The following is a 24,437-nucleotide window of genomic DNA, read 5'->3' on the forward strand; positions in this document are numbered from 1 at the left end:
GGTGTTGCCTTCCATACCGTGGAGCCTTCTCGTTCACTCCACTTTGAAAAAAGGAAGGCCCATCATGAATTCCACACGTACAGCTTCCCGCGCATGGCGTGCACCCGTTGCACTTCTCATGACGAATCTCCTGCTGGCCGCCTGCGGCGGCGGTGGGGGAGGCGGCGGTGGCTTCCCCGGGTTCGCCGTCGCTCCTGCGCCGGCCCCTGCGCCTGCGTCGCAAGGAACGCCGCCACCCGCACCTGCACCTGCGCCCGAGGAAACCGCGGTCGCCATCACCACGCAGCCGTCGGATATCACCATCGGCCAGGGCGTGGCCGCCACGTTGAAGGTGCAGGCGGTGCGCGCGACGGCCTACCAATGGCAGCGCAGCGTCGATGGCGGCAGCAGCTGGACCGATGTTTCCGGCGCCACGAGCGACAGCTTCACCACTGCAGCCAATCAGCTCGCCGACAGTGGTCAGAAGCTTCGCGTGCGCGTGAGCGGCGCCGATAGCAGCGTGACCAGCCAGGCTGCGACGCTTACGGTCAAGCCCTGGGTCGCGACCGTGCTGGCGACCACGGGCGTGACCTACAGCAGTCCCTATCAGATGGTGCTGGACTCCAGCGGCGCGAATCTCTACGTGGCCATGGGCGGCAACGGTGCGGTCTACAGGATCGACACGGCCAGCGGCAACGGTGCCGAAGTGGTACCTGTCTCGAGCATGAATGCGCCGTTCGGCCTGGCACTCGCGGCCGATGGAACCCTGTATGTGAGCGAGCGGCATCGCATCAACAAGATCGCTCCCAACGCGACCACGTTCACGACCTGGGTGGGCTCCGGCAGCAGCGGCTATGCAGACAGTCCTTCGGCTCCGTTGTTCAACACCCCCGCCAGCATCGCGCTGGACGGCGCAGGAAACCTGTTCGTGGCGGACCTCGAGAACAAGCGCGTGCGCAAGGTGGCAGCTGACGGCACCACCACGACGCTCGCCGGTGACGGTACGCAGGCCTATCTCGACGGAGTCGGCACCGCCGCACAGTTCGCCCGCCCGCAGGGCCTGGCGATCAGCCGCGACGGACGCACGCTCTACGACACGGACACCGACAGCCTGTGCCTGCGCAAGATCGACGTGGCCACCGCCGAAGTGAGCACGCTGCTGGGCGATTGCACCAACGCCACCTCCGGCCTTGCCGACGGAACGGCAGCCACGCCGGCCAAGATCGGCTACACCTACGGCGTGACGGTGGACGCGAGCAACAACGTCTTCCTGACCCACGCCTGGGACGGCGTGGCGCGAGTGGTCGCGCCCTCTGGCGAGATCAGCACGCTGCGCGACAGCACCGGCGCGGCACTGAGCTTCAACTTCCCCATCGGCGTGGCGGTGGCCGGCGATGGCACCGTGTACGTGGGGGCCTCGCACGGCAACAAGATCTTCAAGCTCACGCCGGCGCCTTGAAGTGCATCGGAAAGTCCGGCTTGCAGGTGCAGGCTGGACTTGGGGCGTATGGATGCAGCGCTTGGCTTCGCTTGCGAAGAAGTCTTGCGTCGAGTATGCGTCTCGCAGGAGATGAGTGGCTCGCCTGAACGGCGAGCGTCTCTCAGCCCAACTGCTCGGCCAGCCCGACCATGATGCCCTCGGGACCGCGAATGTAGGCGAGCCGGTACGACTGCCCGTACTGCATCTGGCCGATGAGTTCGGCGCCATGCGCCTGCATGCGCGCGAGGACGGCGTCGAGGCCGTCGACGGCGAACATGATGCGGCGCAGGCCAAGCGTGTTCACCGGCGCATCCACCGGTCCGAACCTGATCGCGTCGGGCGTGTGGAACTTGTCGAGCTCGATGCCCTGACCATCGGGCGTGCGCAGCATGGCCAGGGTGGCGCGCACGTCCGCGAGCCCGATGAGGCTTCCGACGGAGGGCCCCTCGACCGTGGTCTGGCCCTCGAGCTCGAGGCCGAGTTCGAGGAAGAATGCCTTCACTGCCTCGAGGTCGTCGACCACGATGAGGACGTTGTCCATTCGCTTGATCGTCATGTCCTTCGATCTCCCTTCTTTCGATTGGCGGTGATCAGGCAGGAGCGGCGAGCAAGGCCTTTGCCCGTGCCAGCAGCTCCTTGACCGTCTTCTTGGACGGCCGTCGATCCGCGATCCTTGCGGCGAGCCGCTCGACGATGGGGCGGTGACCGATGCCGATGGCGATCTCCAGGAGCTCCTCCTGGTGCGGATGGATGGCCGTGTAGTCCCTGCCGATCTCGGCGCACCGCGCCACGGCCTCATCGAAGAGCTGCGCGAAGCGCTCGGATTCGCCGCGGGCGTTCAGCAGCAGCTGGAAGAAGCCCCATTCCACCATGTGGCTGTCCTGCGCCAGCCCGTGGCCGGCCCAGTCGAAGGCGATGGCCTGGCGCAGCAAGGGTTCCGCGGTCTCGGCCTGCGCCGCGCGATTGAAGGCGATGCCTGCGCGCACCAGATGGTTCATCGCCTGGTTGGGCTTGGACTGATCCGAGCGGTGCTCGGCCTCGGCCCTTTCGGTCGCGAGGCAGAAGAGCAGGGCGGCCTCCGCGTGGAGTTTCCTGTCCTGGCGCTGATGCGCGCGGCTGGCGACATCGAAGGCGGAGAAAGGTGCGTCGGCTTTTTCCTTGATCAGGGCGCGCGCCGCGTCTCGGTCGTAGGTCGGCAGTTTCATGCTGAGGAGAGGCGGGGGTGGTGTGTGTCGGTGTGTCAGGCATCCACGCTGCGGCCGCAGCCGGCGGCGGCGCTACATGACGTGGATGTCGTTCAGCCGCACCGTGAGCCCGTCGGCGCCCTGTTCGACGTGGAAGGTCGCGGTGAGGTCGGAGGCATGGCCGTCGATGTTCAGGTCGTACCAGATCTCGCCGATGCCGCTGCTGCCGTCTTCGTGCCAGCGGCTCACTTCCTTGCGCTGGGAGATGTCGGTGGGCTTGCCGTGCAGTGTGACCTTCTGGCTGGCGCTGCATTCGCCGTACGACTTGATGACCTCGCGTATCAGTTCCGGCGTCCATCTCATCGATGGCTCGTGCGCAGTGAACGCGAAGGCCGCCGCGTAGTCTTCCGCCTCCAGCAGGCTGGCCCATTCGTCTGCGAAATGGATCAGGTCCTCGTCGGATGCGGAGGCTGGGAGGTGGGCCATGGTGGCTGATGCGAAGGAAGAATGGACGCTGCGCGCACGGGCCTCGTGCAGGCGAGGCCCGGGTCTTTCAACATGCTTTCAATGGGCTTTCAAACCCCTTCGATGATCCGCAGGTCGCGCTCGGCGCCATCGCCCAGTGCATCGAGCGCGGCCTTGTATTCGGGGCTGTCGTGCGTGGCGGTGGCCTTCTCGAGGCTGTCGAACTCGATCAGCACGGTGCGTTCGGACAGGCCGGACTCGTAGACCTTGGCAGGCAGGCCGCGCGCGAGGAAGCGTCCGCCTCCTGCCGTGATCGCCGGACCTGCCAGCTTTGCGTAGGCTGCGAGCTTGTCCGCATCCTTGATGGCGCGATAGGCGCTGACCCAATAGGCTTTTGCCATGTTGGCTTCTCTCTCGTTGTTGGACCAGCGGGCAATATAGCCTGCCTGTCCGAGAAGCCGCTGGCCTCAGCAGGTTGCGGGAATCTCCGCGCGACCCACGGCCACCTGCGCATCCTTGTCGCGCCACATCAGCAGGCCCCTTTGCATCGCCTCCCGCACGGCCTGCGTGCGCGAGCGCACACCGAGCTTGCGGTACATGCTCTTCACCTGCGCCTCGATGGTGTTGATCGAGCGGTGGGTCGCATCGGCGATCTCGCGATTGGTGGAGCCGCCGGCGATCATGCACAGCACCTTGAGCTCGCGCGACGACAGCGGCGAGGTGAGCGCATCGGGCGTCGGCTTGCAGCCCGCAGCGGAAGACGCGATGGCGCCGAGGATGCCCTGCGCCGCACGTGCTGCGGCCGGCGCGTCGCCCGTCTCGATGGAGCGCAGCAGGAACGCGAGCTGCACTTCGCTGGCCTGGGTGAACAACTCGCACAGGGCACCGGCCACCGCCATCGCATGAGCGGAGCGGCCGGCGTGCACGGGCATGGAGAAATCCTCTGGAGCGTGAACGGACTGCATCATGGAAAGTGGAAGGGGAGGCTGTATGGGCCCGACGGCTTCCGGACCGTTGTCCTTGGCGCTACCGAGCGAAGTCGATGGTATTAATCGCCTCGCTCCGGCGCACTCGCTATATCGGCCCGGATGTGCTGTGGATCACATTCCGGTGCAAAGAGTCCGAAGCTCGTGGATCGGCTCCAGCGCTACCGCGTTCGAATGCAGTCTGGCCGATCACGACCCCTGGAAAGCCCCGCGGACGCGGTCCGTACTGCTCCACTCGGATGTACGAAGAAGTAATTAATCTGGCAATATCGCGCCCCAGGCGCCGACGGCCATGCTGAACTTCACCACAGACGACATCCGACCCCAGGACCGCTTCGACCACTGGTGCGAGGTGCGTGGGCGGCATCTGTTCGGCGTGACCATCGAACTCGACCGCGCGCGGCGCGACAAGTTCGAGGGCCGGTTCGCCGCGGTGGCGGTCGGCACGGCCACCGTGTCGGAGCTGCGCGCGTCCTCCTACCGCGTGAGTCGCACACCGTCCGACATCGCGCGTGTCGCGGGGCGCAGCCTGTGCATCGGGCTGCAGGTGCGCGGCCCGGGGTGGATCGGCGTGGGCCGTGCGCCGCCGCAGCGCGTGCGCGAGGGCGACCTGCTCGTCAATCATTCCGACCTGCCTTATGCCGGCGTGCCGGAGCGCTCCGACGGCTTCGACTTCCGCACCCTGCGCATCCCGCTCACGCACGAACTGCTGCTTGGGGCCGAGGCCGAGGACCTGTTCGCCACGCCGCTCGACAGGAGCCTGCCGGCCGCGCGACCGTTGATGGCGCTCTTGCATGCGCTGACCACGAGACCGGCCGACATTCCCGATCCGCACGCCGAAGTGGCGCACATCGTGCGATTGGCCCTGGTGTCGCGCGGCCGGCTCGCACCGGGCCTGCCGGAGAGCCGCGCTGCGCTTCGCAGCGGCCTGCTGCATGCGGCACGGGGCATCCTTTCGCGCGACCTTCGGCAGCCGGGACTGTCGCCTGGTGCTGTGGCGCGCGAGCTGGGCATCTCGCTGCGGCAGGTGCATGTGCTGTTCGAGCCGACAGGGCAATCCTTCGCGCGCACGCTCACTGCGATGCGGCTGGCCGATGCATCGCGCATGCTGGTGGCGCAGCCGGCGCGTTCGGTCACCGACATCGCCTACCGTTGCGGCTTCGACAGCATCGCGACCTTCTATCGCGCGTTCCGTGCGGCCTACGGCATGACGCCCAACGATGCACGGGAGAAAGGCCGCCACACGGATCGCTGAGCAACTGGCACGGCAGCATGGGGCGCCTGCGCGCATTGAGAAGACGCGGCGCGCGCTTTCGCGAATCATGCGCGTCCATGTATCTGCATCCCCTGACAGCCAGCCTGCCGGCGGCGGAGCGTGCGTCGTTCGCCCGGCTGTGCCGGCTGTCGCATTTCAAGCGCAACCAGACCGTGCTCGAAGCCGGCGCATCGACCGACCAGCTCTACTGCGTGGCGACAGGGCTGCTGCGCGTGGTCACGCCCGAGTGCGGCGACAGGCCCGAGGTCACGAGCGAGTTCATCCGGCCCGAGGGCTTCTTCGATCTGCCGGTTGGCGAAGACCGCTACCGCGCAGAGCAGTCGCTGGTGGCGGTCCTGCCTTCGTCGGTGTACCTCGTGCCGGTGATGGCCATGCGCGAGCTGTGCGCGCGCCATCCCGAAGTCGCGGTGGCGCTGCTGGGCCTCGTCGTGAGCCGCATGGGCATGCTGAGCGGGCAGATGCGGCGCGTGTCCACGCTGCCTTCGGAAGAGCGGGTCCATCGCGTGCTCCACCAGCTCACCCAGCTTGCACCGGTGCGCGAGGGCGGCTACGACAAGCGCATCTCGCAATCGATGATCGCCTCCTACTCGGGCCTGTCGCGCGAGGTGGTCAACAAGACCATGCGCGACATGGAGCAGCGCGGCCTGCTGCGGCGCGACGCGCATGCGGTGCATGTCATGCATACATTTGCGCGTGCCGCCTGAGCGCATCGCATGCACGGCCTCCCATGTTTGTGTGTTCCCTCGAAGCGGCCTTGGGAAGCACCATTCGATGATGTACCTACATCCCCTGATGGCGAGTCTGCCGCTGGCGGAGCGCACCAAGCTCGGCGAATCCACCCGCCTGCATTCCTACAAGCGCAATGAAGTCGTGCTTGCAGCCGGCGATTCAACCGACCAGATCTACTGCGTGGCGAGCGGCCTGCTGCGCGTGGTCTCGTTGAATCAGCGAGGCGACGCGGAAATGACCACGGAGTTCATCGGTCCGAACGACTTCTTTTTCCATCTGTCGATGCAGGAAGACAGCTACTGCTCTAAGAAGACCTTGATTGCCGCACTGCCCTCGTCGGTGTATCTGATTCCGATCGGAGAGATGCGCAGCCTCTGCACCAGGCATCCGGAAGTGGCGCTCGGCCTGCTGGGGCTCGCGATGAAGCGCATGAGCACCTTGCGCGGCCAGTTCCATCGCATCTCCGTGCTGACGGCGGAAGACTCCGTGCTTCGCGTACTGCAGCAGCTCACGCGGCTCGCGCCGGCAGGCGAGCAAGGCTATGACAAGCGCATCACGCAATCGGTGATCGCCTCGTACGCCGGGCTGTCGCGCGAGGTGGTCAACAAGACCATGCGCGACTTCGAGCTGCGCGGCGTGGTGCGCCGTGACGACGACGGCGTGTACGTCGTCGACGATTTCGCGACGACCGACTTCGCCTGATCCGCTCGAGGTAGGGCAGGGGGCAGGCAGGCCGCAGCCGGCCTGCCGGATTCAATCTTCCTGCGATTCGCCGCTTCGGCCTGCGTGCCGCATGTCGAAGAACTCCGGCGGAAGCATCGGGTCGTGCTGGTAGGGCTCGACCGCCGACAGGCTCTGCTCGATGGGCAGCAGCCCGCCGAAGTCCGTGGCGGCGAAGTCGGGCTGCACATGAATTCCATCCTCGTCGCGCCGCACGAGGCCGCGGTTCTCCATGTCGCGCATGGTCTTGTTGACCACCTCGCGCGAGAGGCCCGAGTAGGAGGCGATCACCGATTGCGTGATGCGCTTGTCGTATCCGCCCGAACCCGCGGGCGCCAGCAGCGTGAGCTGGTGCAGCACACGGCCCACCAGGTCTTCGGCCGACAGCGCCGAGATGCGTCGCAGCTGGCTGCGGATGACGCTCATGCGCTTCATCGCAAGGGTCAGCAGGCCGATGGCCACTTCGGGATATGCGCCGCACAGCCGACGGATGGCGGCCACGGGCACCAGGTAGACGGCCGAAGGCAGCGCGGCGACCAGCGTCTGCATGGCCTGGTAGCGGTCTTCGGCGAAAGAGGGGCTCAGGAAGAAGTCGTCCTGGCGGATGAAGTCGGTGGTGACGTCGCTGGCCTGTGCGCTGCCCTTGCCGTGGGCGACCACACGCAGCAGCCCGCTGGCCACGCAGTAGATGCGGTCGGTCCAGGTGTCGGCCTCCAGCACGATTTCGTTGCGCCTGAATGAGCGCAGCTCGCAGCTCTGGACGAGCGCGGCTCGCTCCGCTGGCGGCACGTTGGCGATGAGTGGATGCAGGTACATGGTTCGCGCGAATGCCCGGCCCGGAGGCGGGCGGAAAAAGCCCCGGCAGGGCGCACAGCGCACCGGCCGGGGCAGGGGACGATGCTCAGCGGGCCGAGGCGATCGTCGACACGGCGGAGTTGCCCACCGCGGTCGCCGTCACCTGGTTGCCTGCGGCGCGCAGAGTGCTGCCTGCGGCCGCACCGGTGACGCCCACGCCGTAGTTCACGGCGGTGGCGGTCGCGGTGATGGCGCCGCTGTTGGTCTGGTAGTTGCCCACCGCGACCGTCGGACGGTTGGCCGCCGTGGCAGCCACGGTCACCGCGTTGGTGGCGGTGTTGCCGTAGGCCTGTGCGGCGACGGTGTTGCCCGTCAGCGCGGCGGTGCCGTTCGTGATGCCGGGGGCGGTGCCCGCGGTCACGCCGTTGAGCGCGACCTGGTACGTGCCGCTCGCACTGGCCGACACGTTGCCGCTATTGCCCTGCGTGTTGAGCAGTGCCGCCGTGGCCTGCGTGGCGCCGCCGGCCGAGCTGCCCGCGACCGGCGATGCCGCGGCATAGCCGCTGCCAGCCGACACGTTCAGCACGTTGCTGGCTGCGTTGCCGCGTGCCAGCGCCGTGGTGCTGTTGCCGTCGATGGTGATGCCGCTGTTCAGCGCCGCAGCCGTGGCCGGCGAGGTGCCTTCGAGCTTGAACGTCGCCGAGGTCGACGCGTTGGCCGTGACGGCCGCGCTGCTCGACTGGCTGTTGTTCAGGCCGGCGCTCGCGCCCAGCACCGCCGCGCCGTTGAGCGCAACGCTGTTATCGGCACGGTTGGCCGAGGCTTCGGCGGTCGTGGTGTTGCCGCTGATGGTTGCCGTGCCGTTGGCCAGGCCCGTCGTGGCCGAGGCCGTCTGGTCCTGGTTGTACAGGCGCGTGGTCGCGTTGCTGCTCACCGAGGTGGTGGCCGTCTGCGCGTTGTTCAGCACGTGGTCGCCGTTGGCGGTGCCGGCCGTCAGCTGTGCGTTGATGGCGGCGCCTGCCGGCGTCACGTTGGAGGCCGTCACGCTCAGCGAGTTGGTGGCATCGTTGATCACGCCCAGCGACACGTTCTTGTTGCGCGACAGGTCCACCGACGACGCGGAGACCGCGCCAGGCGCATACAGCTCGAGGTCGGAAGCCGCCGATACGGCCGCGTTGCCCGACTGCGCCGACGACAGCGCCGAGGTGCTCGCCACGTTGGTGCCGGTCACGCTCAGGCTGTTGGTGGCCGTGTTCGCCACCGCGCTGCCGCGCTGGCTGTTGTCGGACACGCTCAGCGTCGAGCCGGAGATGACCGCGCCGGCCGCCGCGTCGATGGCATAGGTGCCGTAGACGCTGGTCGACAGCGCCGCGCCGCCCGTGACCTGCTGCACGTTGGAGACCGTGTGGTCGGCCTGTGCGCCGGTCGCGCCGAGCGCGAGGCTGCCTGCGCTGGCCGTGGTCGCACCGCCCGAGGCGATCGCGTTGCCCGTGACCGAGGCGCTGTTGGTCGCGCTGTTGCCGGTGACGGCCGCGCTGCTGCCGTTGCCCTTGACGGCGAGTTGCGAGGCGGTGACGTTGCCGCCCACGGCGACGGTGACGCCGCCCTGGTTGGGGATGGCGGCGACGGCCGACGTGCCGGGGATGGTGGCGCCGAACGCGACCGACTGCGCGTTGCGCAGGTTGTCGTACGTGGTGGTCGTCACCGTGCCCAGGATGCTCGCCGGTGCCGTGAGCAGGCCACTGTTCACGCCAGTACCGACCGTCCAGCCGTGCGAGGTCAGGTAGGCGATCTCCTGCGAGGTCAGGCTCGACTGCTGCACGCCCAGCGTGCCGCTGGTGATGGTCGTGTTGCCGCCGAGCGTGCTGCCGCCCAGGGCATCCGGGTCCAGCACGTGGGCGTTGTACGTGAACGGCGTCGCAGGCGACGCGGGCGTGCCCGGCGTGCCGGCCTGGCCGGCGAGTGCCTGCACCGATGCGCTGCTGCCCTGCACGTTCTGCACCGCGCTGGAGGTCGAGAGGCTGTTGCCCGCGAGCGTCAGGCCGTTGGTGGCGCTGTTGGCCGTGGCGGCTGCGCTGGCGCTGTTGCCGTTCGACACCACGCTGGAGCCGGTCACGTCGCCGCCGATCTGGGTGCGGATCTGCGAAGCGGTCGCGCCCGGGGCGTCGCCGGAGCGCAGCGAGGCGGTGAGGCTGCCCGAGGCGGTCTGCGCGCTCTGCACGCTGAAGGCGGCATCGGTCGTGGCGGTGCCGCCGGCGATCACGGCGCGCGGCTGCGCGGTGACGGTCGCCAGCGTGTTGCCCGAGACGTCGAGCGTGTTGCCGCTCGCGCGGTTGCCGTAGGCCAGCGCCTGCAGCTGGTTGCCGGAGGTCGCGACCGTGGAGGCGGCGACGTCGTCCTCGATGGCCGTGGCCACCACGTTGGCGCCCGAAGCGGTCGCGGTGATGGTCGAGCCGGCGGCGTTCTGCACGCTGGTGACGTTGCCCACCGGTGCCGCGCCGGCCAGGGTGGCGCCCGTGCCCAGTGCCAGCTTGGCGGCGTTGGTCGCGTCGTTGCCGTAGGCGGCGGCGACGAAGGCATTGCCCTGGTTCGACACGCTGCCGCGGGTGACGTTGCCTTCGATCAGCACGGTTTGCGCGCCGATGGGCAGGATGCCTGCGCCGTCGGCCACCGCGCTCACTGCGCCGGCGGCCGTCTGGTTGCTCAGCACGCCATAGGCCGCGGTGACGGTGGCGGTGCCCAGCGCCGGCGTCGCGACCGATGCGGGCGAGTCGATGGCGGCCACGGTGGCGCTGTTGGCGGTCACGTTCAGGCTGTTCGCTGCCGAGTTGGCGTAGGCCACGGCGCGCTGCAGGTTGTTGGTGAGCGCGACGGTGCTGTCGGTGGCGTGCGTGCCCAGGTAGGCCGCGGCGGTGGAACCCGAGAGCAGGGCGCCGACCGGCGAGCCGCCGTCGGTCACCTGTACGCTGGAAACGCCTGCGCCCGAGCCCACGGTGGTGCCGGTCAGCGACAGTGCGTTGCTTGCGCTGTTGCTCACGCCCACGGCTTCCTGCGTGTTGCCGCCCACGGTGAAGCTGCTGGCGTGGATGGTGTCGCCGCCGGTGCCGCGCGAATCGGCCAGCACCCCGACGACGGAGCCCACCGTCTGCGCCGAGACCGGCGCCGAGTAGTTGCTCTGCAGGTTGGTGACCGTGGCCGCGCCGAACGCGTTGACGTTGCCGTCCGGCAGGCTGCCGCCTGCGAGCACGGCCGTGGTGCCCGACAACGGCAGCGCGTTGGCTTCGAGCGCGAGGCTCTGGCTGGCGTTGTTGCCGTAGGCGGTGGCGGCCGAGCGGTTGCCGGTGACCGAGACGGCTGCAGCGTTGTTGGTGCCGTTCTCGGTGCCGGTGGCGGCGCCGATGACGGTCGGGCCCGAGACGGCGCTCACGCCGCCGTTGTAGTTGCTCTGCTGGTTGGCCAGGGCGGCGGTCGCGGTGAACGCGGCGGCATCCTTGCCGCTGAGGATCGCGTTCGACGCGGCATTGCCGGTGGCCGAGGCGGTGGCCGCGTTGTTCGCGACCGTGACCGCGCCACCGTCCACCGACTGCGCGAAGGCGAGTGCGCCCGAGCCCTGCGTTGCGGCGGAGAGCGACACGCCCACGTTGCCCTGGCTGTTCGACACGGCCAGGTCGGCCATCAGCACGCTCGACAGGTTGCCGGCGCTGTACGAACCGTTGTTGATCGCCGGGCCGCCGGAGCCGGAGACCGACACGCCGTCGGCCAGCACGATGCGGTTGCCGGCCGTGCCGGCGGTGGCGCCGAGCGCTTCGTTGCCGGTGGCGGTGCTGGAGATGGTGTTGCCCTGAACCGAGAGCGAGCCGGTCAGCGTATTGGTGTCGCCGGCGGCATTGCCGCCGATGGAGGCGATCACGCCGTTGCCGGTGGCCGAGGCCGTGTGCGTGACGGGAGCGATCGACTGGTTCAGCTGCTGGTTCGATACCACGGCCGAGCCGGTGAAGGCCGGCGCGCCGCCCGACTGGACGCTGATGGTGCTGTTGGCGGTGTTGCCCTTGAGCGTGGCCGAGACCGTGTTGCCGTCGAGCGCGGGTGCGGCGGCGACGCTGTTCTCGCCATCGGCCGTCAGCGTGAGCGACACCGTGTTGCCGCTGGCGGCGGCGGTGGAGGCCGCGCCTGCGCCTTGCTGCACCGAGGTCGAGACCAGGCTGCCGCGCACGGCGCTGCTGGCGCCCACGGGCGAGTAGTTCAGCATGACCGAGCCGGGGGTGGTCGATGCGTAGTCCACCGGCACCGTGCCGGAGATGGTCGAGGAGCCGCTGTTGAGCGTGGTGTTCGCAGAGATGGTGTTGGCGGTGTTGGCCGCGCCGCCGCTGGAGAAGCCGTCGAGCTCGACCTTCACCGTGTTGCCGGTGGCGGCGCTGGAGATCACGCCGCTGTTGGTCTGCACGCCCAGCGAGGCCGCGCCTTCGGCGGGCACCGGGCCGGTGCCGCCTGCGAGCGACAGGTCGACGGCGTTGGTGAAGGTATTGGCCGTGGCGCTGGCCTTCACGCTGTTCTGCGTGACGGTGTTGTTGCCGCCGGTCTGGCCGCCGTTGGTCGTGACGTCGATGACGCTGCCGGCGGCGGTGGCCGTCACGGGCTGCGACTTGTCCTGCACCGACTGCACGCTCTGGTAGGCCGTGGTATTGACCGCCACCGCGGGGATGGTGGAGACGGTCGTGTCGGCTGCCTGCGCGCCGCCGGCCACGAGCGTGGCCAGCACGGCCAGGCCGATGCTGCTGAGCGGTGCGCCGTTGGCGCGGCCGCGCGGATTCCTGCTGCGGTTCTTCTGCATGGTTCTTCCTTTGATGGATCTGGAAAAAAGACTGGTTCGATGAAAAAAAGCGGGACGACGGACGTCGCGTCGTCCTGTGGTGAAGACTTGCTGGTGCCTTTCGGTTGCTTACTTCCCTCCGGTTGCGTTCTCCTCACGGACCGGACGGGCCGGCCCACCCCTTCCCGCGCCCTGGACGCGGAGCTTGGCGATCTCCTGCAGGCCGGGCCCGTCGCGGTGGATCGACGTGTCTGCCTTGTCCGGCCGCCATGTGACGCTGATGCCGCCGGGCGCGATGCCGCGCGAGGCGAGTGCGGTGGTGACCACGCCGATGCGCTGGTCGATGAGCAGGTCGCGCTTGCCCGCGTCCCAGTTCTCGGTGTCGCGAGCGACCAGCACCACCTCGGTGGGGGCCTTGGCAGCGGCCGCCGCGATCTGGTCGATGAGGTTCAGCGTCCCGCCGGTGAGCGCTGCCGCGCCGAACTCGAAGGGAATCTGGAGGCTGGTGCCCGTGAGGCTTGCGCCTGTCTGGCTGGCCGCGTTGACGGCCTCGCCCTGCTGCACCGGCATGCCCGAGGCGTCGACCAGCGGGTTGGGCACCGTGCGCATCTGCTCGGCGGGCTTGAGGCTGAGCTCGCCCGTCATGCGCATGCCCAGGCACGGGTTCGGGTCGACCTTGGACACCGCAGCCACCAGGCGCACCACGCCCTCTTCGAGCGCGGCGCGCACGCCCATCTGCACCGGCTCCTGGCCCTTGGCGCCGACGTCGATGTCGTAGAGCTTGCTGCCGAAGAAGCGGAAGACGTTGAAGCCGACCTCGTAGCCGTTGAACTGCTTCGTCAGGCTGATGGTCTTCACGATCATCAGCGTCTTGGTGTCGACGATGCGCAGGTCGATGCCCACCGACTGGCTGAAGGTGCGTGCCTTCACGCCCACCTGGTTCACGCCGATCTCGGCGCCGCCCGAATTGATGTTGTAGTTGAGCTCGGTGATGCCGCCGACGATGAAGTAGTCGGACTTGTTGATCGAGCCGCCGAAGTAGGGCAGCCACGGCACCGTCTGGCCGCCGTTGGGCCCTGCGAGCTGGTGGGTGCGGCCGTCGCCGAGCTGGCGCCGGTCGGCGTAGCCGAGCTCGCGCTCGGCGATCACCGGGTCGAAGCGCTCGGCCACCTGCACCGCACCTCCGAGCTTGCCCAGCGCCGAATACACCATCAGCGCGCCGCCCTGCGTGATGGCGTTGCCTTCGTTGATGCTGTACTTGCCGGTGTAGTCCTTCACGTCGCCCACGGTGATGACGATCGGCGGGCGCTGCGTGGCAGCCACGTGGTCGCCGAAGCAGGCGAGCACGGCTTCCATGGGCGTGACGTTCTCGCGCACGGCCGGGCCGAGCACCACGGGCGCTTCCTTGGGCGCCATCTGCTGCTGCGGCGCGACGACGCAGCCGGCCAGGCTCGTGACGGCCGCTGCGGCGGCCAGCGCGCGCGATGCGGCTTTTCCGCGCGGCAGCGCGCGGATCGACTTGAATGGGGTCATTCCTTTTTCTTCCCTGTCGGTTGGGTGGTCAGTTGAGTGCGCCGAATGCGCAGGCCGAGCTGCCGCTGATGCTTGCGCTCTGGCTGCCGGTGTTGGTCTGGTTGGAGTTCAGTGCCTGGCTCGACCAGCCCTGCACGTTGCTGGTGGTGGAGCCGATCACGGCCGAGCCCACGGCGCCGCTGTTGGCCTGGCCGGTGCTCACCGTGCCGCCGCCGCCCATGCCGGTGTTCGAGTTGCCGGTGGAGTTGGCCGACGCGCCGCTGGTGCCGGGCGAGTTGGCCGTGGTGCTGTTGGTGCCCTGGTTGCCCTGCGCGGTCGAGGTGACGTCGCAGTTGTACTGGCGGCCGATGTAGTTGTTGGTGGTGTAGTTGGCCGCGCCGTACGAGCCGGCCTTCTTGCGCTGGATCATGTCCTGCACGGCGGCCTGGTTGGCCTTGTCGGCGGCGGTCTGGAACTGCCAGGCGCTGTTCTCGCCGACGTTGTTGGCCGACGCACATGCGCATGCCGCGGTGAGCAGCAGGCACAGCGCGGTGCGCGCGGCTGCTGCCGAAGAGGAGACGGTGGACGGCCGCCGCGCACGCGCTGCACGCACGTTGCCGGAGACCTGGTCGAGTTGGATGGGCATGGAAGTCCTGCGAAGGGAAATGGAAAACATGGAGACCGGGCGAGCGCTCGCGCGCTCAGGCGCGCATCGCCCGCTGCACGGGTGGTGGAAAGCCGGGCCAGGCGAGCAGCTCGCCGCCCTCGCTGCGCTGCGAGCCCGGACCCGAGCCCGAACCCGGGTGCCTCGGCGCATGCAGCGCGGCTTCGAGCGCGCGGTACTGCGCTGCGGCGATGAGGTCCTGCTCGCTGGCGCCGGGGTCGCGCGGGCCGCATTCCTGCATGAGCTCCAGCACGGCGCGCTGCATCTGCAGCAGGTCGGTGCTCAGCCGCGCGAGGCGCAGCTGCATGTCGGCGGGGATGCTCATGGCTTGCCCCCCTCGCGGCCGATGCCGTAGCCCTGCAGCCACTGGGCGCCCGCGTCGGCTGCGATGTGCACGTCGTCGTCGCGCTCCACGCCGTCGACGACGACGTGCGGCGCGAAGTGCGCGCTCGTCGCCAGCATTCCGCGCAGGCACTCGCGGCCGAACTCGCTGTCGCGCGCGCGGCGCAGCAGGGCCGCGTCGAGCTTCACGATGTCGGGCTTGCAGGCCTGCACGGCCGCGACGTTGTCCGCGCCGCCGCCGAAGTCGCGGACGGCGATGCGGCAGCCGCGCATCTGCAGCTGCACGCAGAAGTCGTGCGCGGCCTCGAGGTCGGGCAGCGAGGCGCTGCCCGCGATCTCGATCACCAGGCGGGAGGCCAGCGCGGGCTCCCTTTCGAGAACCGCGAGCAGAGAAGCCCACCAGTGGTCGATCTGGATGCTCTGCGCCGAGATGCTCACGCCGATGTGCGCCGAAGGCTGCAGCCGCAGCGCGGCCACGGCCCGCCGCATCGCGGTGCGGTCGAAGGCGCGCGTGAGGCCCAGCCGCTGCAGGCAGGGCATGAACACTTCGGGCGCGAGCGAGGCCGCATCGCCGCGGCTGGGTGCGATGCGAGCGCGGCCCGATCGGTACAGCATGGTCGCGACGCTGCCGGGATGCACCACCGGCTGCCACGAGAACGAGAGCTCGTCGGCGCGCAGCGCTTCGCTCACGCGCACGGCGACGTCCATGTCGGCGCGATAGAGCTGGCGCCATCCGTCGGCGCGGCTCTCGCGCGAATCGGGAAAGGGCTGCGCGGTCCACAGCGTGAGTTCGATCTCGGAGGCGCCCATCTGCTGCGGCGAACGCACGTCGATCCAGTCGGCATGCAGCTGCACCAGCGCGGCGATGCCGCCGGAGCGCACCGGCTCCGCACCGAGCACCGCGAGCAGCGTCTCGACCGGGTGGCTCGCTCGCCGCGAGGCGCCCGATGCCTTGCCCGCTTCGTGGATGCCGAAGGGGCCGCATTCGAAGGCCTCGTTGGCCCACACCAGGAAGCAGTCGTCGCGCAGCCGCGCCATGTCGGACGAGGGCAGCGAGGTGAAGCCGGCGCACAGCCTGCGCTGCACCTCGAGGCTCGCGGCGGATGCGAAATCCTGCCCGTAGGCTTCGGCCAGGTGCGGCAGGTTCGCGATGAACACGAAGGCGCAGGCCCTGCGTGCGGCGGCGCGCTCCACGGGTGCGCCGGAGGCCCTGGACGTGGGCTCGGCTAGCGGCCCATGGGCGTCATGCATGCCTTGCGTGCCTTGTGCGCCATGTGAACCATGTGCGCGGTTGGCCGCGGACGTACGCTGCGCCCATGCGGCGGGCCGGTGCGTGCCTGCAGGCCAGGCGGTCGGTGATGAGAGAGCGGCCATTTGCGTCCTCGATCGAATTTCTTTTCTCGAACCCGGTGAAGGGAGAAGGGGCCGCGTTTCTTGCGGCAACACTTCTCCATTCCGCGCGGTGGTGCGGAATCAAGACGGAAAGCAGGAAATCACCGGACGTGCGAATCCCTCACGCAGTACGGCGCTCCTCGGCGGAGTGCCGGCGATCGGCTATCGGGTCACAGGTGGGAAAGGGGGCGCTTCGCCAACGGCGTCGCGCGGTACGCGGCGGCTAGGTGTACGGCATGGATGTGGCCTTCGGCTCGGCGGGGCCACGCGTTCGTGCGGCGGCCCCATGAACCGCATCGAGCGGCTCGTACGTTCGGTGGAACGAGGGTCTGCAGGCCATCACGTGCAAGCTCCGTAGGACAGTTGTGAAACAAAATGAATACTACGGATTGCATTAGGACCCCGCATTCGCTTTCGGACCGCGAATGTGTGCCAGTTCACATTTGTCAACACTGACCAGGACAAATCGCGGTTTCCGGGTCGAAGGCGGGTTCTCGGCCCGGCCCGAGCGGCTTCGCGGCGCCCTGCCTTGTTCGTGCATGCAGAATGCCGGGCACCGATTTCTCAGCACTCTTCGCCATCGCCGCGGCCTCCCCGCGGACCATGGCGGGAGTGGCACCGCACCGAGGGAGTCCATGCTGTTGTATCTGTTCGATCTCGCGGGCGTCGCCGTGTTCGCGATCAGCGGCGTGCTGGCCGCCGGACATGCGGGGCTCGACTGGCTGGGCGTGCTGGTGATCGCCTCCGTCACTGCCGTGGGGGGCGGCACCCTGCGCGACCTGCTGCTCGACCGCCATCCGGTGTTCTGGATACGAGACGTGCGCTATGTCTACGTGATCCTCGCGGCGACGGCGGCGGGCATCGCATGGGTGCACTTCATGCCGCTGCCCGAGCATGCGCTGGCCTTGGCCGATGCGCTGGGGCTGGGGCTCTTCGCCATCACCGGGGCTCAGATCGCCGAGGAGCGGCGGCTGCCCGTGGTCATCGTGACGCTGGTCGGCACCATGACCGGCGCGGCCGGCGGGCTGGTGCGCGACGTGCTCACCGCGCATGTCCCGCTGCTGCTGAGCAGCGGCATCTACGGCTCGGCCGCCATCGCGGGCATCGCCGCCTACCTGCTGCTCCAGGCGGCCGGCGTCGGCAGGCGCTGTGCCTTCCATGCGGGCGTGCTGGTGATCGTGGCGCTGCGCCTGGGCGGCATCTATGGCGGCTGGCATCTGCCGCTGCTGCGGCTGCCGGCCTAGATCGATGACTCCTTCCTGCTTGTTCCGGCGGCACGGCCGAGGTGGCCGAGCCGCTTCGCTCAGGCCGCGGCGGCCCTTCCGGGGCTCCTGAGCAGGCTCACCACGCTCCCCGCGAAAGCGGTCGATGCCGCCAGCGCGAGTCCCAGGTGGACGGCCGTGTGCGACGGCAGCAGCCCGAACAACAGGCTCATCGCGAGGCTTCCGAGCGTCAGCCCGGTGAGTCGCGCCGTTCCCTGCGCGCCGCCGGCCGCGCCGCTGCGTTCCTTGGGTGCGGACAGCAGCATGTTCTGGTTGTTGGGCGTCTGGAAGAGCCCGAAACCGAAGCCGGCGAGGCTGGTGAAGAGCGCGATCGGCAGCGCCGGGTTGCCGTGGATGGGCCACAGCGCGCACAGCGCCAGCCCGGTCGCGAGGAACGCGCTGCCCGCCGCGCAGAGCCATGCGGTGGGCACGCGTTGCGCGAGTCGCGCCGACAGCGGCGCTGCCAGCATCACCGCAAGGGGCCAGGGCGTCATCAGCAGGCCGGTGGCCGCGGTGCTCTGGCCCAGCTCGTGCTGGATGTAGAAGGGCAGTGCCACGTAGCTGGCCATCTGGCCGGTGAAGCAGCAGACCGAAGCGATGATCGAGATGCGGAAGGAGTGCACGCGCAGCAGGTCGAGCGGCACCAGCGGCGCCTTCCTGCTCGTCTCGCGTCGCACCAGCAGGACCATGGAAACCACCGCCACGCCGAGCAGTGCGCCGCCGTGCGTCAGGCTCGACGGCAGCCGGTCGCTTCCGAGCACGAAGGTGGCGAACATGACCGCGTTGAGCGCGATGCTCCAGAGATCGATGCGGTCGCTCGTCGATGCCGGGCGCGGCAGCTTCGTGCATGCGAGCAGCACGAGGATGCCGATCGGCAGGTTCACCGCGAAGAGCCACGGCCAGCTGGCGGTCGAGAGGATGAAGGCGCCGATGGAAGGCCCCGCCGCGGTGGCGCCCGCGATCGAGAGCGCGTTCCAGCCGATGGCGCGCGCCAGCAGCCGGCGCGGATAGGTGAAGCGCAGCAGCGCCAGGCCGAGCGGCATCACCGCGGCGGCGCCCAGCCCCTGCAGGCAACGCGCGGCAACCAGCCACGGCAATGACGGAGAAAGCGCGCACAGCACCGACGCGGCGGTGAACAGCGCGATGCCGCCCGCGAACACGCGGTGATAGCCCAGCCGCGCGCCGATGGCCGAGGCAGGCAGCAGGAACATGACGACCGCGAGCTGATAGGCCGTGATGATCCAGACCGCATCGGCAGCCGTCGCGTTCAACTGCCCGGAGATGGTCGGCAGCGCGACGTTGGCGATCGCGCCGTCGAGCACCACGAGGGCGCCCGCGCCGAGGATCGCGGCGGCGGCTGCGATGCGCCGAGGCATCGGCAGGCCGTCGGCATCGTTCGCCGCCTCTGGGGCAGCGGTGCGGGAATCGGCGGCAGATGAGTCGGCGGAGGAAGTGGGGGAATGGATCGGGGGTGAAAGCAGCATGGGAGTGGCCTTGTGGAGTGAAGACGCTCGATTGCGTGAATCCAGAATAGGACGCGGCGCAGCACCGGCCCAGAGCGCAGGACGCAGGTTGTTCCTGCATGCGGCGCCTGTTCCCGCACGCGGCGGCTGTGCTAGCGTCCGGTCATGCCGGACGCCGACCTCAACCTGCTGACCGCGCTCGACGCGCTGCTTTCCGAAGGCAATGTGGCGAAGGCCGCCGAGCGCATGGGGCTGAGCGAATCGGCCATGAGCCGCACGCTGGCGCGGCTGCGCGAGGCCACGGGCGACCAGCTCCTGGTGCGCGCAGGACGCGGCATGGTCCCCACGCCGCACGCCCTGGCACTGCGCGAGCGCGTGAGGGACCTGGTGCAGGAGTCGCACGCGGTGCTCCAGCCCGCCGATGCGGCCATGGACCCGCGCACGCTCCAGCGCCTTTTCACCATACGGGCCAACGACGGATTCATCGAAGCCTTCGCGCACGTGCTCGTTGCCCGTGTCGCGAAGGAGGCGCCCGGCGTCCGCCTGCGCTTCGCGCCCAAGCCCGACAAGGACGTGCGTCCGCTGCGCGAAGGACTGATCGATCTCGATGTGGGCGTGCTGAGCGATTCGGCGGGGCCGGAAGTGCGCGTGCAGGCGCTCTACCGGGACCGGTTCGTCGCCGCGGTGCGCGAGGGCCATCCGCTGCTGGCCGAAGCCGCGATCACGCCCGAGCGCTACGCCGCATGCGACCACGTGATCACTTCACGCCATGGCCGCAAGGAAGGACCGGCGGACGTGGCTCTGGCGGCAATGGGATTGAAGCGCAACGTCGCCGTCACGGTGCCCAGCTTCGGTTCTGCCCTGTCGATCGCGGCTGCGACCGATCTCGTGGCGCTGATACCGGCCTCGTACTTCGAGCGCCTGAGGGCCCAGAGCACGCTGCGCTCTTTTCCGCTACCCATGCCCACCGACCGGATCACCATCTCGCAGATGTGGCATCCGCGCATGGATCGCGATCCCGCGCACAGGTGGCTGCGCGGCATGGTGCTGGAGCTGTGCCGGAATCTGACGGGGGACGAGGGCCCGCCCGCGCGCTGACGGGAGCTGGCGAATGGTTTCTTCGTATCTTTCCTGATGTTTCGCTGACTCCGTAACCGTCGGGTAAAGGTCGCAGAGCGGCGCCTGGGGCGGGCGCTTCGCCGTCAAAATATCGTGTATGCAATCTCTGATCGAACAACTCTCCGACTCGGTGGCTTCGGCCAGGACGCTGGAAGACCTGACGCGTCCGATGCTCGAGATGCTCGGCGCGGTGACCGGGCTGGAATCGACCTATCTCACCACCATCGACCTCGACAAGGGCCAGCAGCACATCCTCTTCTCGCGCAACGCTAGGCAGCTGAGCATTCCCGAGGGGCTCACCGTGCCCTGGGCCGACACGCTGTGCAAGCGGGCCATGGAGGAAGGGCGCACCTACACCGGCGACGTCGCCAGCTGCTGGGGCGATTCCGGGGCGGCCAGGGAGCTCGGCATCCAGACTTACGTGAGCACGCCGGTCAAGACCGAGAGCGGCGACCTGTTCGGCACGCTGTGCGCCGCGAGCTCCGAGCAGCAGTCCCTGCCGCCGCATGCCGAGCCCGTGCTGCAGCTGTTCGCGCGTCTCATCGGACAGCAGGTGGAGCGTGAGCTGCTCTACAGGAAGCTCGAGAAGGCGCACGCAGAGGTCGTCACGCTGGCTTCCACCGACGCGCTCACCGGCCTGCCGAACCGCCGAACGCTCATCGACGGGCTGCGCCGGATGATGGCCCAGGGCGAGCGCGACGGCACCAGCGTGCTGGTCGGCTTCATCGACATGGACGGGTTCAAGAAGATCAACGACACGCACGGCCACGACGTAGGCGACGAGTTCCTCGTCGCCATGGCCGCGCGCCTGTCGGCGTCGATGCGCGCGGGCGACATGCTGGCGCGCAACGGCGGCGACGAGTTCGTGGTGATCGGTGCCGGCCCTGCCTTCGGAGAGTCGCCCGATGCGGCGGCTCGCTCGCTCGCCGACCGGTTGAGCGAAAGCACCATCGGCGAGCTGCGGCTTCCGGGCGCCACGCTCGACTATCGTGGCGCGAGCGTCGGCGTGGTGGCCGTCGATCCGCGCAGCACCTCGGCCGCGGATGCGTTGCGGCTGGCCGACGAGGCCATGTACGCCGTCAAGCGGAAGCGCTACGCGGTCGCCAGCGCGGGCAGCCGCGAAATGGCCGCGGCCTGAGCGGCTGCGCGCTCCGGCTCATCGAGCGCCGCGGTCCCGCAGCACCGTCTTTCCGGTGCGGGGATCGGTCAGCGTCACGTTCTCCAGCGCCTTGATCCTCCACGCGCCCGCCTGGCGCGTCAGCACGGCAAGGATCAGCGTATCGACGACGTGCGGCCCTGCCGGATGCGCCGCGCCGGCGGCGAGGCGGCTCCAGAAGTGCGTGACCGCCGCGTCTTCGCCCAGGGCCACGACGTCGATCAACTCGTTCTCCAGCGTCGAATCGCTGTAGATGCTCGCGTGGATGGGGGCGTGCATGGCGACGATCTCCTCGACGCCGCGCACGTAGTGCCCGAAGCGGTTAACGAAAGTCGCGTCCGCGTGGAACAGCGCGCCGAGGGCCTGCATGTCGTGGGCGTTCCATGCGGCCTGGAAGGCGCCGGGAATGTCTTCGGGAAGGCTTGGATGGGGCATGGTGATCTCGTCTTCCTTGTTCAGCTTGCGCCGCGATCTACAGCGATCGACAGCGGCTTCGCAACGACCCCTGCCGCCGTTGCGGTCGAACCTGGCCGATAGCGGCCGATAGAGGCCTTTCCTGCTCTTGCGGATGTTGCGGACGATCAGGCCCTGAACCAGATCCTGAGCGTCACATACAGCGCGTACACCAGCGCCGCCACCATCCACGCAATGAAGAACACGTTGGCCCAGAACTCGCCGGGGTTGGCCGCGAGCGTGTAGATCTGTCCCGAGCAGGCCTTGCCCACGCATGGCACTTCGCGGCGGACCAGTGCGCGCAGCATGTAGAAGAGGAGGTAGCAGGAGATGCCGCCCGCCATCAGGAAGCCCACAGGGCCGACGATTCCCTTGGTGAGCTCGTCGTTCTCGTCGCGCGGCCCCTTGCGCAGCAGCTTCTGTCCGAACCTGTACCAGGCGAATCCGAGAAGCAGCATCAGCGAGTAGTAGAGGAAGTCGCGCATGTCTTGCGGGCAGAGGAGGGATGCAGCCGGTCGAGGCGCCGGGTGGTGGCCGACTTTAGCTCAGGCGGGCATGATCCAAAAGCCGGGCCGGCGCGTATCGCAAGCGATGGGAGCGCGCCATCCGGCGCATGCCCGACGAGGAAAAAAGAAACGCATATGCCGAAGGACATCGCATCCGCCCACGACATGGTCCGCCAGGGCGCCCGTGGGTTGCGTCAGGACCGCAGCGCCGAGCGGCGGCAGGATCTGGCCGACTGCATCGAGGCGTCGGACCGCGCATGACCGGCAGCCTCACCACCGTCGCGCTCGCGGGCCTTGCCTGGACCGCCTCGCTCGCGCTGGCCACCTGGGCCGTGAGCCTCGTGCGGCACGATGCGAGCCTCGTCGACCGCGTATGGGCGATCCTGATCGCGGGCGCGGGGCTCGTGTACCTCGCGCTGCTGCCGGCGCCGCAGACCGCGCGCGGGTTGTGCATGGCGCTGATCGGCAGCGCGTGGGCGCTTCGGCTTTGCATCTACATCACCTGGCGCAACTGGGGCCACGGTGAAGACCGCCGCTACCAGGCGATCCGCGCGCGCAACCAGCCCAACTTCGGTTTCAAGAGCCTGTACCTGGTGTTCGCGCTGCAGGCGGTGCTCGCCTGGATCGTGTCGGCGCCTTTCCTGCCGGGCATGGCGGCCGAGCGGCCGCTGGGCCTGCTCGATGCGCTCGGTGCTGCGCTGGGGCTGTTCGGCTTCGTCTTCGAGGCCTTGGGCGACGCGCAGATGGCGCGCTTCAAGGCCGACCCCGCGAACCGGGGCCAGGTGATGGACCGCGGCCTGTGGCGCTACACGCGCCACCCCAACTACTTCGGCGAGGCCTGCGTGTGGTGGGGCATCTGGCTCATGGCCATCGGCGGCGCGGGGTGGAGCGGGGCGTGGAGCATCGTGTCGCCGCTGCTCATGACCTGGCTGCTGCTGAAGGTCTCGGGCGTGCGCATGCTCGAAAGCGACATCGGCGAGCGCCGCCCGGCCTATCGCGACTACATCGAGCGCACCAATGCCTTCGTGCCGGGACCGGTGCGCGCCGCACGGCTGAAGCCCTAGCCGGTGGCCCTGGCGGCCCGGCGGTGGCACGATTGCCGCGGTGAAGCCTTCGTCCAACAGATCTTCCGCGGCAGCGATGCGCATCGTCCTCTGGAGCACCGCATTCCTCGCGCTGGTCGTCCTTGCGGGCGTGGCGTACGAGCAGCTCGGCCGCTACCGGGCGCAGCGCGACTTTCCCCCGCCGGGAACGATGGTCGACGTCGGCGGCGGGCGCCGGATCCAGCTCGACTGCCGCGGCTCCGGCTCGCCCACCGTCGTGTTCGAGGCCGGGCTGAGCGTCGATGGCTCGCTGAGCTGGTCGGCGGTGCAGCCGGCCGTGGCGGCGCGCACGCGCGCGTGCGCCTACAGCCGCGCCGGGCTGATGTGGAGCGATCCGTCGAATGCGCCGATCAGCGCGAGGCAGGTGGCGAGCGATCTGCACGAGGCGCTCACCCGTGCGGGCGAGCGCGGGCCCTTCGTGCTCGTGGGCCAGTCGCTCGGCGGCCTCTTCGCGACGACCTTCACGCATCGCTTCGGCAATGAGGTGGCGGGGCTGGTGCTGGTGGACCCGTCGCACCCCGACCAGGTGGCGCGCGTCGCGGCCTACATGAAGGAGACCCGCTCGCTGCGCTCGCGCATCGCGGTGTCGCTTTCCTGGAGCGGCCTGCTGAGGGCGATGACGCCGAGGCTGCTGCCCAGGGCGCCGAACCAGAGCGAGCACGATGCGCAGGCGATACGGGCCTACGCACCGAAATCCATGGTCACCCAGATGGCGGAGGGCGACGCGACCGACGCGATGCTCGCCGAGGCCGGCGCCTTCCGCGACCTGGGCAGCCGCCCGCTGGTGGTGCTCACCGCGATGGCGCCGTACACGGAAGAAGAGCTTCGCGGAATGAAGATCACGCCCGAGCAGGGCCGCGAGGTGCTCGCCATCTGGCGGCAGCTTCACGTCGAGGAGGCGGCCTGGTCTTCGCGCGGCAGGCACCTGTCGCTGCCGAAGTCCAGCCACGACATCCAGTTCGACGACCCGGCCGCGGTGACCGAGGCGGTGCTTTCGGTGGTCGACACGGTCCGCGCGGAAGGCGGCAGGCGCTAGCTGGC

The 24,437-nt window shown here is 69.1% G+C and carries 24 protein-coding genes; 10 read left to right on the forward strand and 14 right to left on the reverse strand.

Annotated elements, in window-relative coordinates:
* The first annotated feature begins 64 nt into the window (after positions 1-64).
* Entirely contained in the window at positions 65-1,438 is a 1,374-nt protein-coding gene (locus tag ACTJLF_RS20955) for an SMP-30/gluconolactonase/LRE family protein (RefSeq protein ID WP_165940901.1), read from the forward strand.
* A 142-nt stretch (positions 1,439-1,580) separates the two neighbouring features.
* On the opposite strand, the gene ACTJLF_RS20960 is transcribed toward ACTJLF_RS20955, so the two are convergent.
* From ACTJLF_RS20960 to ACTJLF_RS20980, 5 genes are all read right to left on the reverse strand, one after another.
* Positions 1,581-2,015, reverse strand: coding sequence for a VOC family protein (locus ACTJLF_RS20960; protein WP_440883858.1), 435 nt, complete (start codon positions 2,013-2,015; stop codon positions 1,581-1,583).
* 34 nt (positions 2,016-2,049) lie between these two features.
* Positions 2,050-2,664: a hypothetical protein gene (locus ACTJLF_RS20965; RefSeq protein WP_440883859.1), complete on the reverse strand. Its 615-nt coding sequence runs from the start codon at positions 2,662-2,664 to the stop codon at positions 2,050-2,052.
* 72 nt (positions 2,665-2,736) lie between these two features.
* The gene (locus ACTJLF_RS20970) at positions 2,737-3,129 is read right to left on the reverse strand and encodes a DUF7668 domain-containing protein (RefSeq protein ID WP_440883860.1); all 393 of its coding nucleotides are present in this window, start codon (positions 3,127-3,129) and stop codon (positions 2,737-2,739) included.
* Between the two features lie 89 nt (positions 3,130-3,218).
* Positions 3,219-3,509 (reverse strand): DUF1330 domain-containing protein, encoded by a 291-nt coding sequence (locus ACTJLF_RS20975; RefSeq protein ID WP_184606369.1) that lies wholly within the window; start codon positions 3,507-3,509, stop codon positions 3,219-3,221.
* A 66-nt stretch (positions 3,510-3,575) separates the two neighbouring features.
* Positions 3,576-4,040, reverse strand: coding sequence for a response regulator transcription factor (locus ACTJLF_RS20980; protein ID WP_440883861.1), 465 nt, complete (start codon positions 4,038-4,040; stop codon positions 3,576-3,578).
* A gap of 346 nt (positions 4,041-4,386) precedes the next feature.
* On the opposite strand from ACTJLF_RS20980, the gene ACTJLF_RS20985 reads away from it, so the two are divergent.
* The 3 genes from ACTJLF_RS20985 to ACTJLF_RS20995 all read left to right on the forward strand — a co-directional run bounded on the left by ACTJLF_RS20985 (position 4,387) and on the right by ACTJLF_RS20995 (position 6,801).
* Entirely contained in the window at positions 4,387-5,349 is a 963-nt protein-coding gene (locus ACTJLF_RS20985) for an AraC family transcriptional regulator (protein WP_440883862.1), read from the forward strand.
* A gap of 77 nt (positions 5,350-5,426) precedes the next feature.
* Positions 5,427-6,074 (forward strand): Crp/Fnr family transcriptional regulator, encoded by a 648-nt coding sequence (locus ACTJLF_RS20990; RefSeq protein ID WP_440883863.1) that lies wholly within the window; start codon positions 5,427-5,429, stop codon positions 6,072-6,074.
* A gap of 88 nt (positions 6,075-6,162) precedes the next feature.
* The gene (locus ACTJLF_RS20995) at positions 6,163-6,801 is read left to right on the forward strand and encodes a Crp/Fnr family transcriptional regulator (RefSeq protein ID WP_240649957.1); all 639 of its coding nucleotides are present in this window, start codon (positions 6,163-6,165) and stop codon (positions 6,799-6,801) included.
* A 51-nt stretch (positions 6,802-6,852) separates the two neighbouring features.
* On the opposite strand, the gene ACTJLF_RS21000 is transcribed toward ACTJLF_RS20995, so the two are convergent.
* The 6 genes from ACTJLF_RS21000 to ACTJLF_RS21025 all read right to left on the reverse strand — a co-directional run bounded on the left by ACTJLF_RS21000 (position 6,853) and on the right by ACTJLF_RS21025 (position 16,193).
* Positions 6,853-7,635: a Crp/Fnr family transcriptional regulator gene (locus ACTJLF_RS21000; RefSeq protein WP_019657054.1), complete on the reverse strand. Its 783-nt coding sequence runs from the start codon at positions 7,633-7,635 to the stop codon at positions 6,853-6,855.
* A gap of 85 nt (positions 7,636-7,720) precedes the next feature.
* Complete coding sequence (locus ACTJLF_RS21005) at positions 7,721-12,445, reverse strand: beta strand repeat-containing protein (protein WP_440883864.1); 4,725 nt, start codon at positions 12,443-12,445, stop codon at positions 7,721-7,723.
* 108 nt (positions 12,446-12,553) lie between these two features.
* Positions 12,554-13,957 (reverse strand): CsgG/HfaB family protein, encoded by a 1,404-nt coding sequence (locus ACTJLF_RS21010; RefSeq protein WP_026346647.1) that lies wholly within the window; start codon positions 13,955-13,957, stop codon positions 12,554-12,556.
* A gap of 28 nt (positions 13,958-13,985) precedes the next feature.
* Positions 13,986-14,582, reverse strand: coding sequence for a hypothetical protein (locus tag ACTJLF_RS21015; RefSeq protein ID WP_126183331.1), 597 nt, complete (start codon positions 14,580-14,582; stop codon positions 13,986-13,988).
* Positions 14,583-14,637: 55 nt separating this feature from the next.
* Entirely contained in the window at positions 14,638-14,925 is a 288-nt protein-coding gene (locus ACTJLF_RS21020; RefSeq protein ID WP_354327895.1) for a hypothetical protein, read from the reverse strand.
* Entirely contained in the window at positions 14,922-16,193 is a 1,272-nt protein-coding gene (locus ACTJLF_RS21025) for an EAL domain-containing protein (protein WP_440883865.1), read from the reverse strand. Before ACTJLF_RS21025 ends, ACTJLF_RS21020 begins: the two co-directional genes overlap by 4 nt.
* 776 nt (positions 16,194-16,969) lie before the next feature.
* Here ACTJLF_RS21025 and ACTJLF_RS21030 point away from each other — a divergent pair.
* The gene (locus tag ACTJLF_RS21030; protein WP_440883866.1) at positions 16,970-17,578 is read left to right on the forward strand and encodes a trimeric intracellular cation channel family protein; all 609 of its coding nucleotides are present in this window, start codon (positions 16,970-16,972) and stop codon (positions 17,576-17,578) included.
* A gap of 59 nt (positions 17,579-17,637) precedes the next feature.
* Here the strand turns inward: ACTJLF_RS21030 and ACTJLF_RS21035 are convergent, their stop codons facing one another.
* Entirely contained in the window at positions 17,638-19,080 is a 1,443-nt protein-coding gene (locus ACTJLF_RS21035) for an MFS transporter (protein WP_440883867.1), read from the reverse strand.
* A 144-nt stretch (positions 19,081-19,224) separates the two neighbouring features.
* Between ACTJLF_RS21035 and ACTJLF_RS21040 the strand changes: the two genes are divergently transcribed.
* Together ACTJLF_RS21040 and ACTJLF_RS21045 are read left to right on the forward strand one after the other, a co-directional pair.
* Complete coding sequence (locus ACTJLF_RS21040; protein WP_354422365.1) at positions 19,225-20,157, forward strand: LysR family transcriptional regulator; 933 nt, start codon at positions 19,225-19,227, stop codon at positions 20,155-20,157.
* 118 nt (positions 20,158-20,275) lie between these two features.
* Entirely contained in the window at positions 20,276-21,316 is a 1,041-nt protein-coding gene (locus ACTJLF_RS21045; RefSeq protein ID WP_440883868.1) for a sensor domain-containing diguanylate cyclase, read from the forward strand.
* An 18-nt stretch (positions 21,317-21,334) separates the two neighbouring features.
* On the opposite strand, the gene ACTJLF_RS21050 is transcribed toward ACTJLF_RS21045, so the two are convergent.
* Together ACTJLF_RS21050 and ACTJLF_RS21055 are read right to left on the reverse strand one after the other, a co-directional pair.
* A complete protein-coding gene (locus tag ACTJLF_RS21050) occupies positions 21,335-21,769 on the reverse strand; it encodes an SgcJ/EcaC family oxidoreductase (protein ID WP_020723271.1) in 435 nt (144 codons plus the stop codon).
* A gap of 146 nt (positions 21,770-21,915) precedes the next feature.
* A complete protein-coding gene (locus ACTJLF_RS21055; RefSeq protein ID WP_145761767.1) occupies positions 21,916-22,272 on the reverse strand; it encodes a hypothetical protein in 357 nt (118 codons plus the stop codon).
* A gap of 156 nt (positions 22,273-22,428) precedes the next feature.
* On the opposite strand from ACTJLF_RS21055, the gene ACTJLF_RS21060 reads away from it, so the two are divergent.
* The 3 genes from ACTJLF_RS21060 to ACTJLF_RS21070 all read left to right on the forward strand — a co-directional run bounded on the left by ACTJLF_RS21060 (position 22,429) and on the right by ACTJLF_RS21070 (position 24,432).
* A complete protein-coding gene (locus tag ACTJLF_RS21060; protein WP_440883869.1) occupies positions 22,429-22,554 on the forward strand; it encodes a hypothetical protein in 126 nt (41 codons plus the stop codon).
* The gene (locus ACTJLF_RS21065; protein WP_019657066.1) at positions 22,551-23,357 is read left to right on the forward strand and encodes a DUF1295 domain-containing protein; all 807 of its coding nucleotides are present in this window, start codon (positions 22,551-22,553) and stop codon (positions 23,355-23,357) included. The genes ACTJLF_RS21060 and ACTJLF_RS21065 overlap by 4 nt, the downstream gene beginning before the upstream one ends.
* 76 nt (positions 23,358-23,433) lie before the next feature.
* The gene (locus tag ACTJLF_RS21070) at positions 23,434-24,432 is read left to right on the forward strand and encodes an alpha/beta fold hydrolase (RefSeq protein WP_440883870.1); all 999 of its coding nucleotides are present in this window, start codon (positions 23,434-23,436) and stop codon (positions 24,430-24,432) included.
* Positions 24,433-24,437: the final 5 nt, after the last annotated feature.

This window comes from Variovorax sp. 22077 (genome assembly GCF_052044195.1).
Taxonomy (GTDB): Bacteria; Pseudomonadota; Gammaproteobacteria; order Burkholderiales; family Burkholderiaceae_C; genus Variovorax; species Variovorax atrisoli.

What these genes read in the sequence shown, in the direction of transcription:
- ACTJLF_RS21065 (WP_019657066.1), top strand. Translation starts at nt 22,551, where the DNA reads ATGACCGGCAGCCTCACCACCGTCGCGCTCGCGGGCCTTGCCTGGACC.
- ACTJLF_RS21020 (WP_354327895.1), bottom strand. Translation starts at nt 14,925, where the DNA reads ATGAGCATCCCCGCCGACATGCAGCTGCGCCTCGCGCGGCTGAGCACC.
- ACTJLF_RS21045 (WP_440883868.1), top strand. Translation starts at nt 20,276, where the DNA reads ATGCAATCTCTGATCGAACAACTCTCCGACTCGGTGGCTTCGGCCAGG.
- ACTJLF_RS21010 (WP_026346647.1), bottom strand. Translation starts at nt 13,957, where the DNA reads ATGACCCCATTCAAGTCGATCCGCGCGCTGCCGCGCGGAAAAGCCGCA.
- ACTJLF_RS20970 (WP_440883860.1), bottom strand. Translation starts at nt 3,129, where the DNA reads ATGGCCCACCTCCCAGCCTCCGCATCCGACGAGGACCTGATCCATTTC.
- ACTJLF_RS21030 (WP_440883866.1), top strand. Translation starts at nt 16,970, where the DNA reads ATGCTGTTGTATCTGTTCGATCTCGCGGGCGTCGCCGTGTTCGCGATC.
- ACTJLF_RS20995 (WP_240649957.1), top strand. Translation starts at nt 6,163, where the DNA reads ATGGCGAGTCTGCCGCTGGCGGAGCGCACCAAGCTCGGCGAATCCACC.
- ACTJLF_RS20955 (WP_165940901.1), top strand. Translation starts at nt 65, where the DNA reads ATGAATTCCACACGTACAGCTTCCCGCGCATGGCGTGCACCCGTTGCA.
- ACTJLF_RS21025 (WP_440883865.1), bottom strand. Translation starts at nt 16,193, where the DNA reads ATGCATGACGCCCATGGGCCGCTAGCCGAGCCCACGTCCAGGGCCTCC.
- ACTJLF_RS20990 (WP_440883863.1), top strand. Translation starts at nt 5,427, where the DNA reads ATGTATCTGCATCCCCTGACAGCCAGCCTGCCGGCGGCGGAGCGTGCG.
- ACTJLF_RS21000 (WP_019657054.1), bottom strand. Translation starts at nt 7,635, where the DNA reads ATGTACCTGCATCCACTCATCGCCAACGTGCCGCCAGCGGAGCGAGCC.
- ACTJLF_RS20965 (WP_440883859.1), bottom strand. Translation starts at nt 2,664, where the DNA reads ATGAAACTGCCGACCTACGACCGAGACGCGGCGCGCGCCCTGATCAAG.
- ACTJLF_RS21015 (WP_126183331.1), bottom strand. Translation starts at nt 14,582, where the DNA reads ATGCCCATCCAACTCGACCAGGTCTCCGGCAACGTGCGTGCAGCGCGT.
- ACTJLF_RS21070 (WP_440883870.1), top strand. Translation starts at nt 23,434, where the DNA reads ATGCGCATCGTCCTCTGGAGCACCGCATTCCTCGCGCTGGTCGTCCTT.
- ACTJLF_RS20960 (WP_440883858.1), bottom strand. Translation starts at nt 2,015, where the DNA reads ATGACGATCAAGCGAATGGACAACGTCCTCATCGTGGTCGACGACCTC.
- ACTJLF_RS21035 (WP_440883867.1), bottom strand. Translation starts at nt 19,080, where the DNA reads ATGCTGCTTTCACCCCCGATCCATTCCCCCACTTCCTCCGCCGACTCA.
- ACTJLF_RS21060 (WP_440883869.1), top strand. Translation starts at nt 22,429, where the DNA reads ATGCCGAAGGACATCGCATCCGCCCACGACATGGTCCGCCAGGGCGCC.
- ACTJLF_RS21040 (WP_354422365.1), top strand. Translation starts at nt 19,225, where the DNA reads ATGCCGGACGCCGACCTCAACCTGCTGACCGCGCTCGACGCGCTGCTT.
- ACTJLF_RS20975 (WP_184606369.1), bottom strand. Translation starts at nt 3,509, where the DNA reads ATGGCAAAAGCCTATTGGGTCAGCGCCTATCGCGCCATCAAGGATGCG.
- ACTJLF_RS21050 (WP_020723271.1), bottom strand. Translation starts at nt 21,769, where the DNA reads ATGCCCCATCCAAGCCTTCCCGAAGACATTCCCGGCGCCTTCCAGGCC.
- ACTJLF_RS20985 (WP_440883862.1), top strand. Translation starts at nt 4,387, where the DNA reads ATGCTGAACTTCACCACAGACGACATCCGACCCCAGGACCGCTTCGAC.
- ACTJLF_RS21055 (WP_145761767.1), bottom strand. Translation starts at nt 22,272, where the DNA reads ATGCGCGACTTCCTCTACTACTCGCTGATGCTGCTTCTCGGATTCGCC.
- ACTJLF_RS21005 (WP_440883864.1), bottom strand. Translation starts at nt 12,445, where the DNA reads ATGCAGAAGAACCGCAGCAGGAATCCGCGCGGCCGCGCCAACGGCGCA.
- ACTJLF_RS20980 (WP_440883861.1), bottom strand. Translation starts at nt 4,040, where the DNA reads ATGCCCGTGCACGCCGGCCGCTCCGCTCATGCGATGGCGGTGGCCGGT.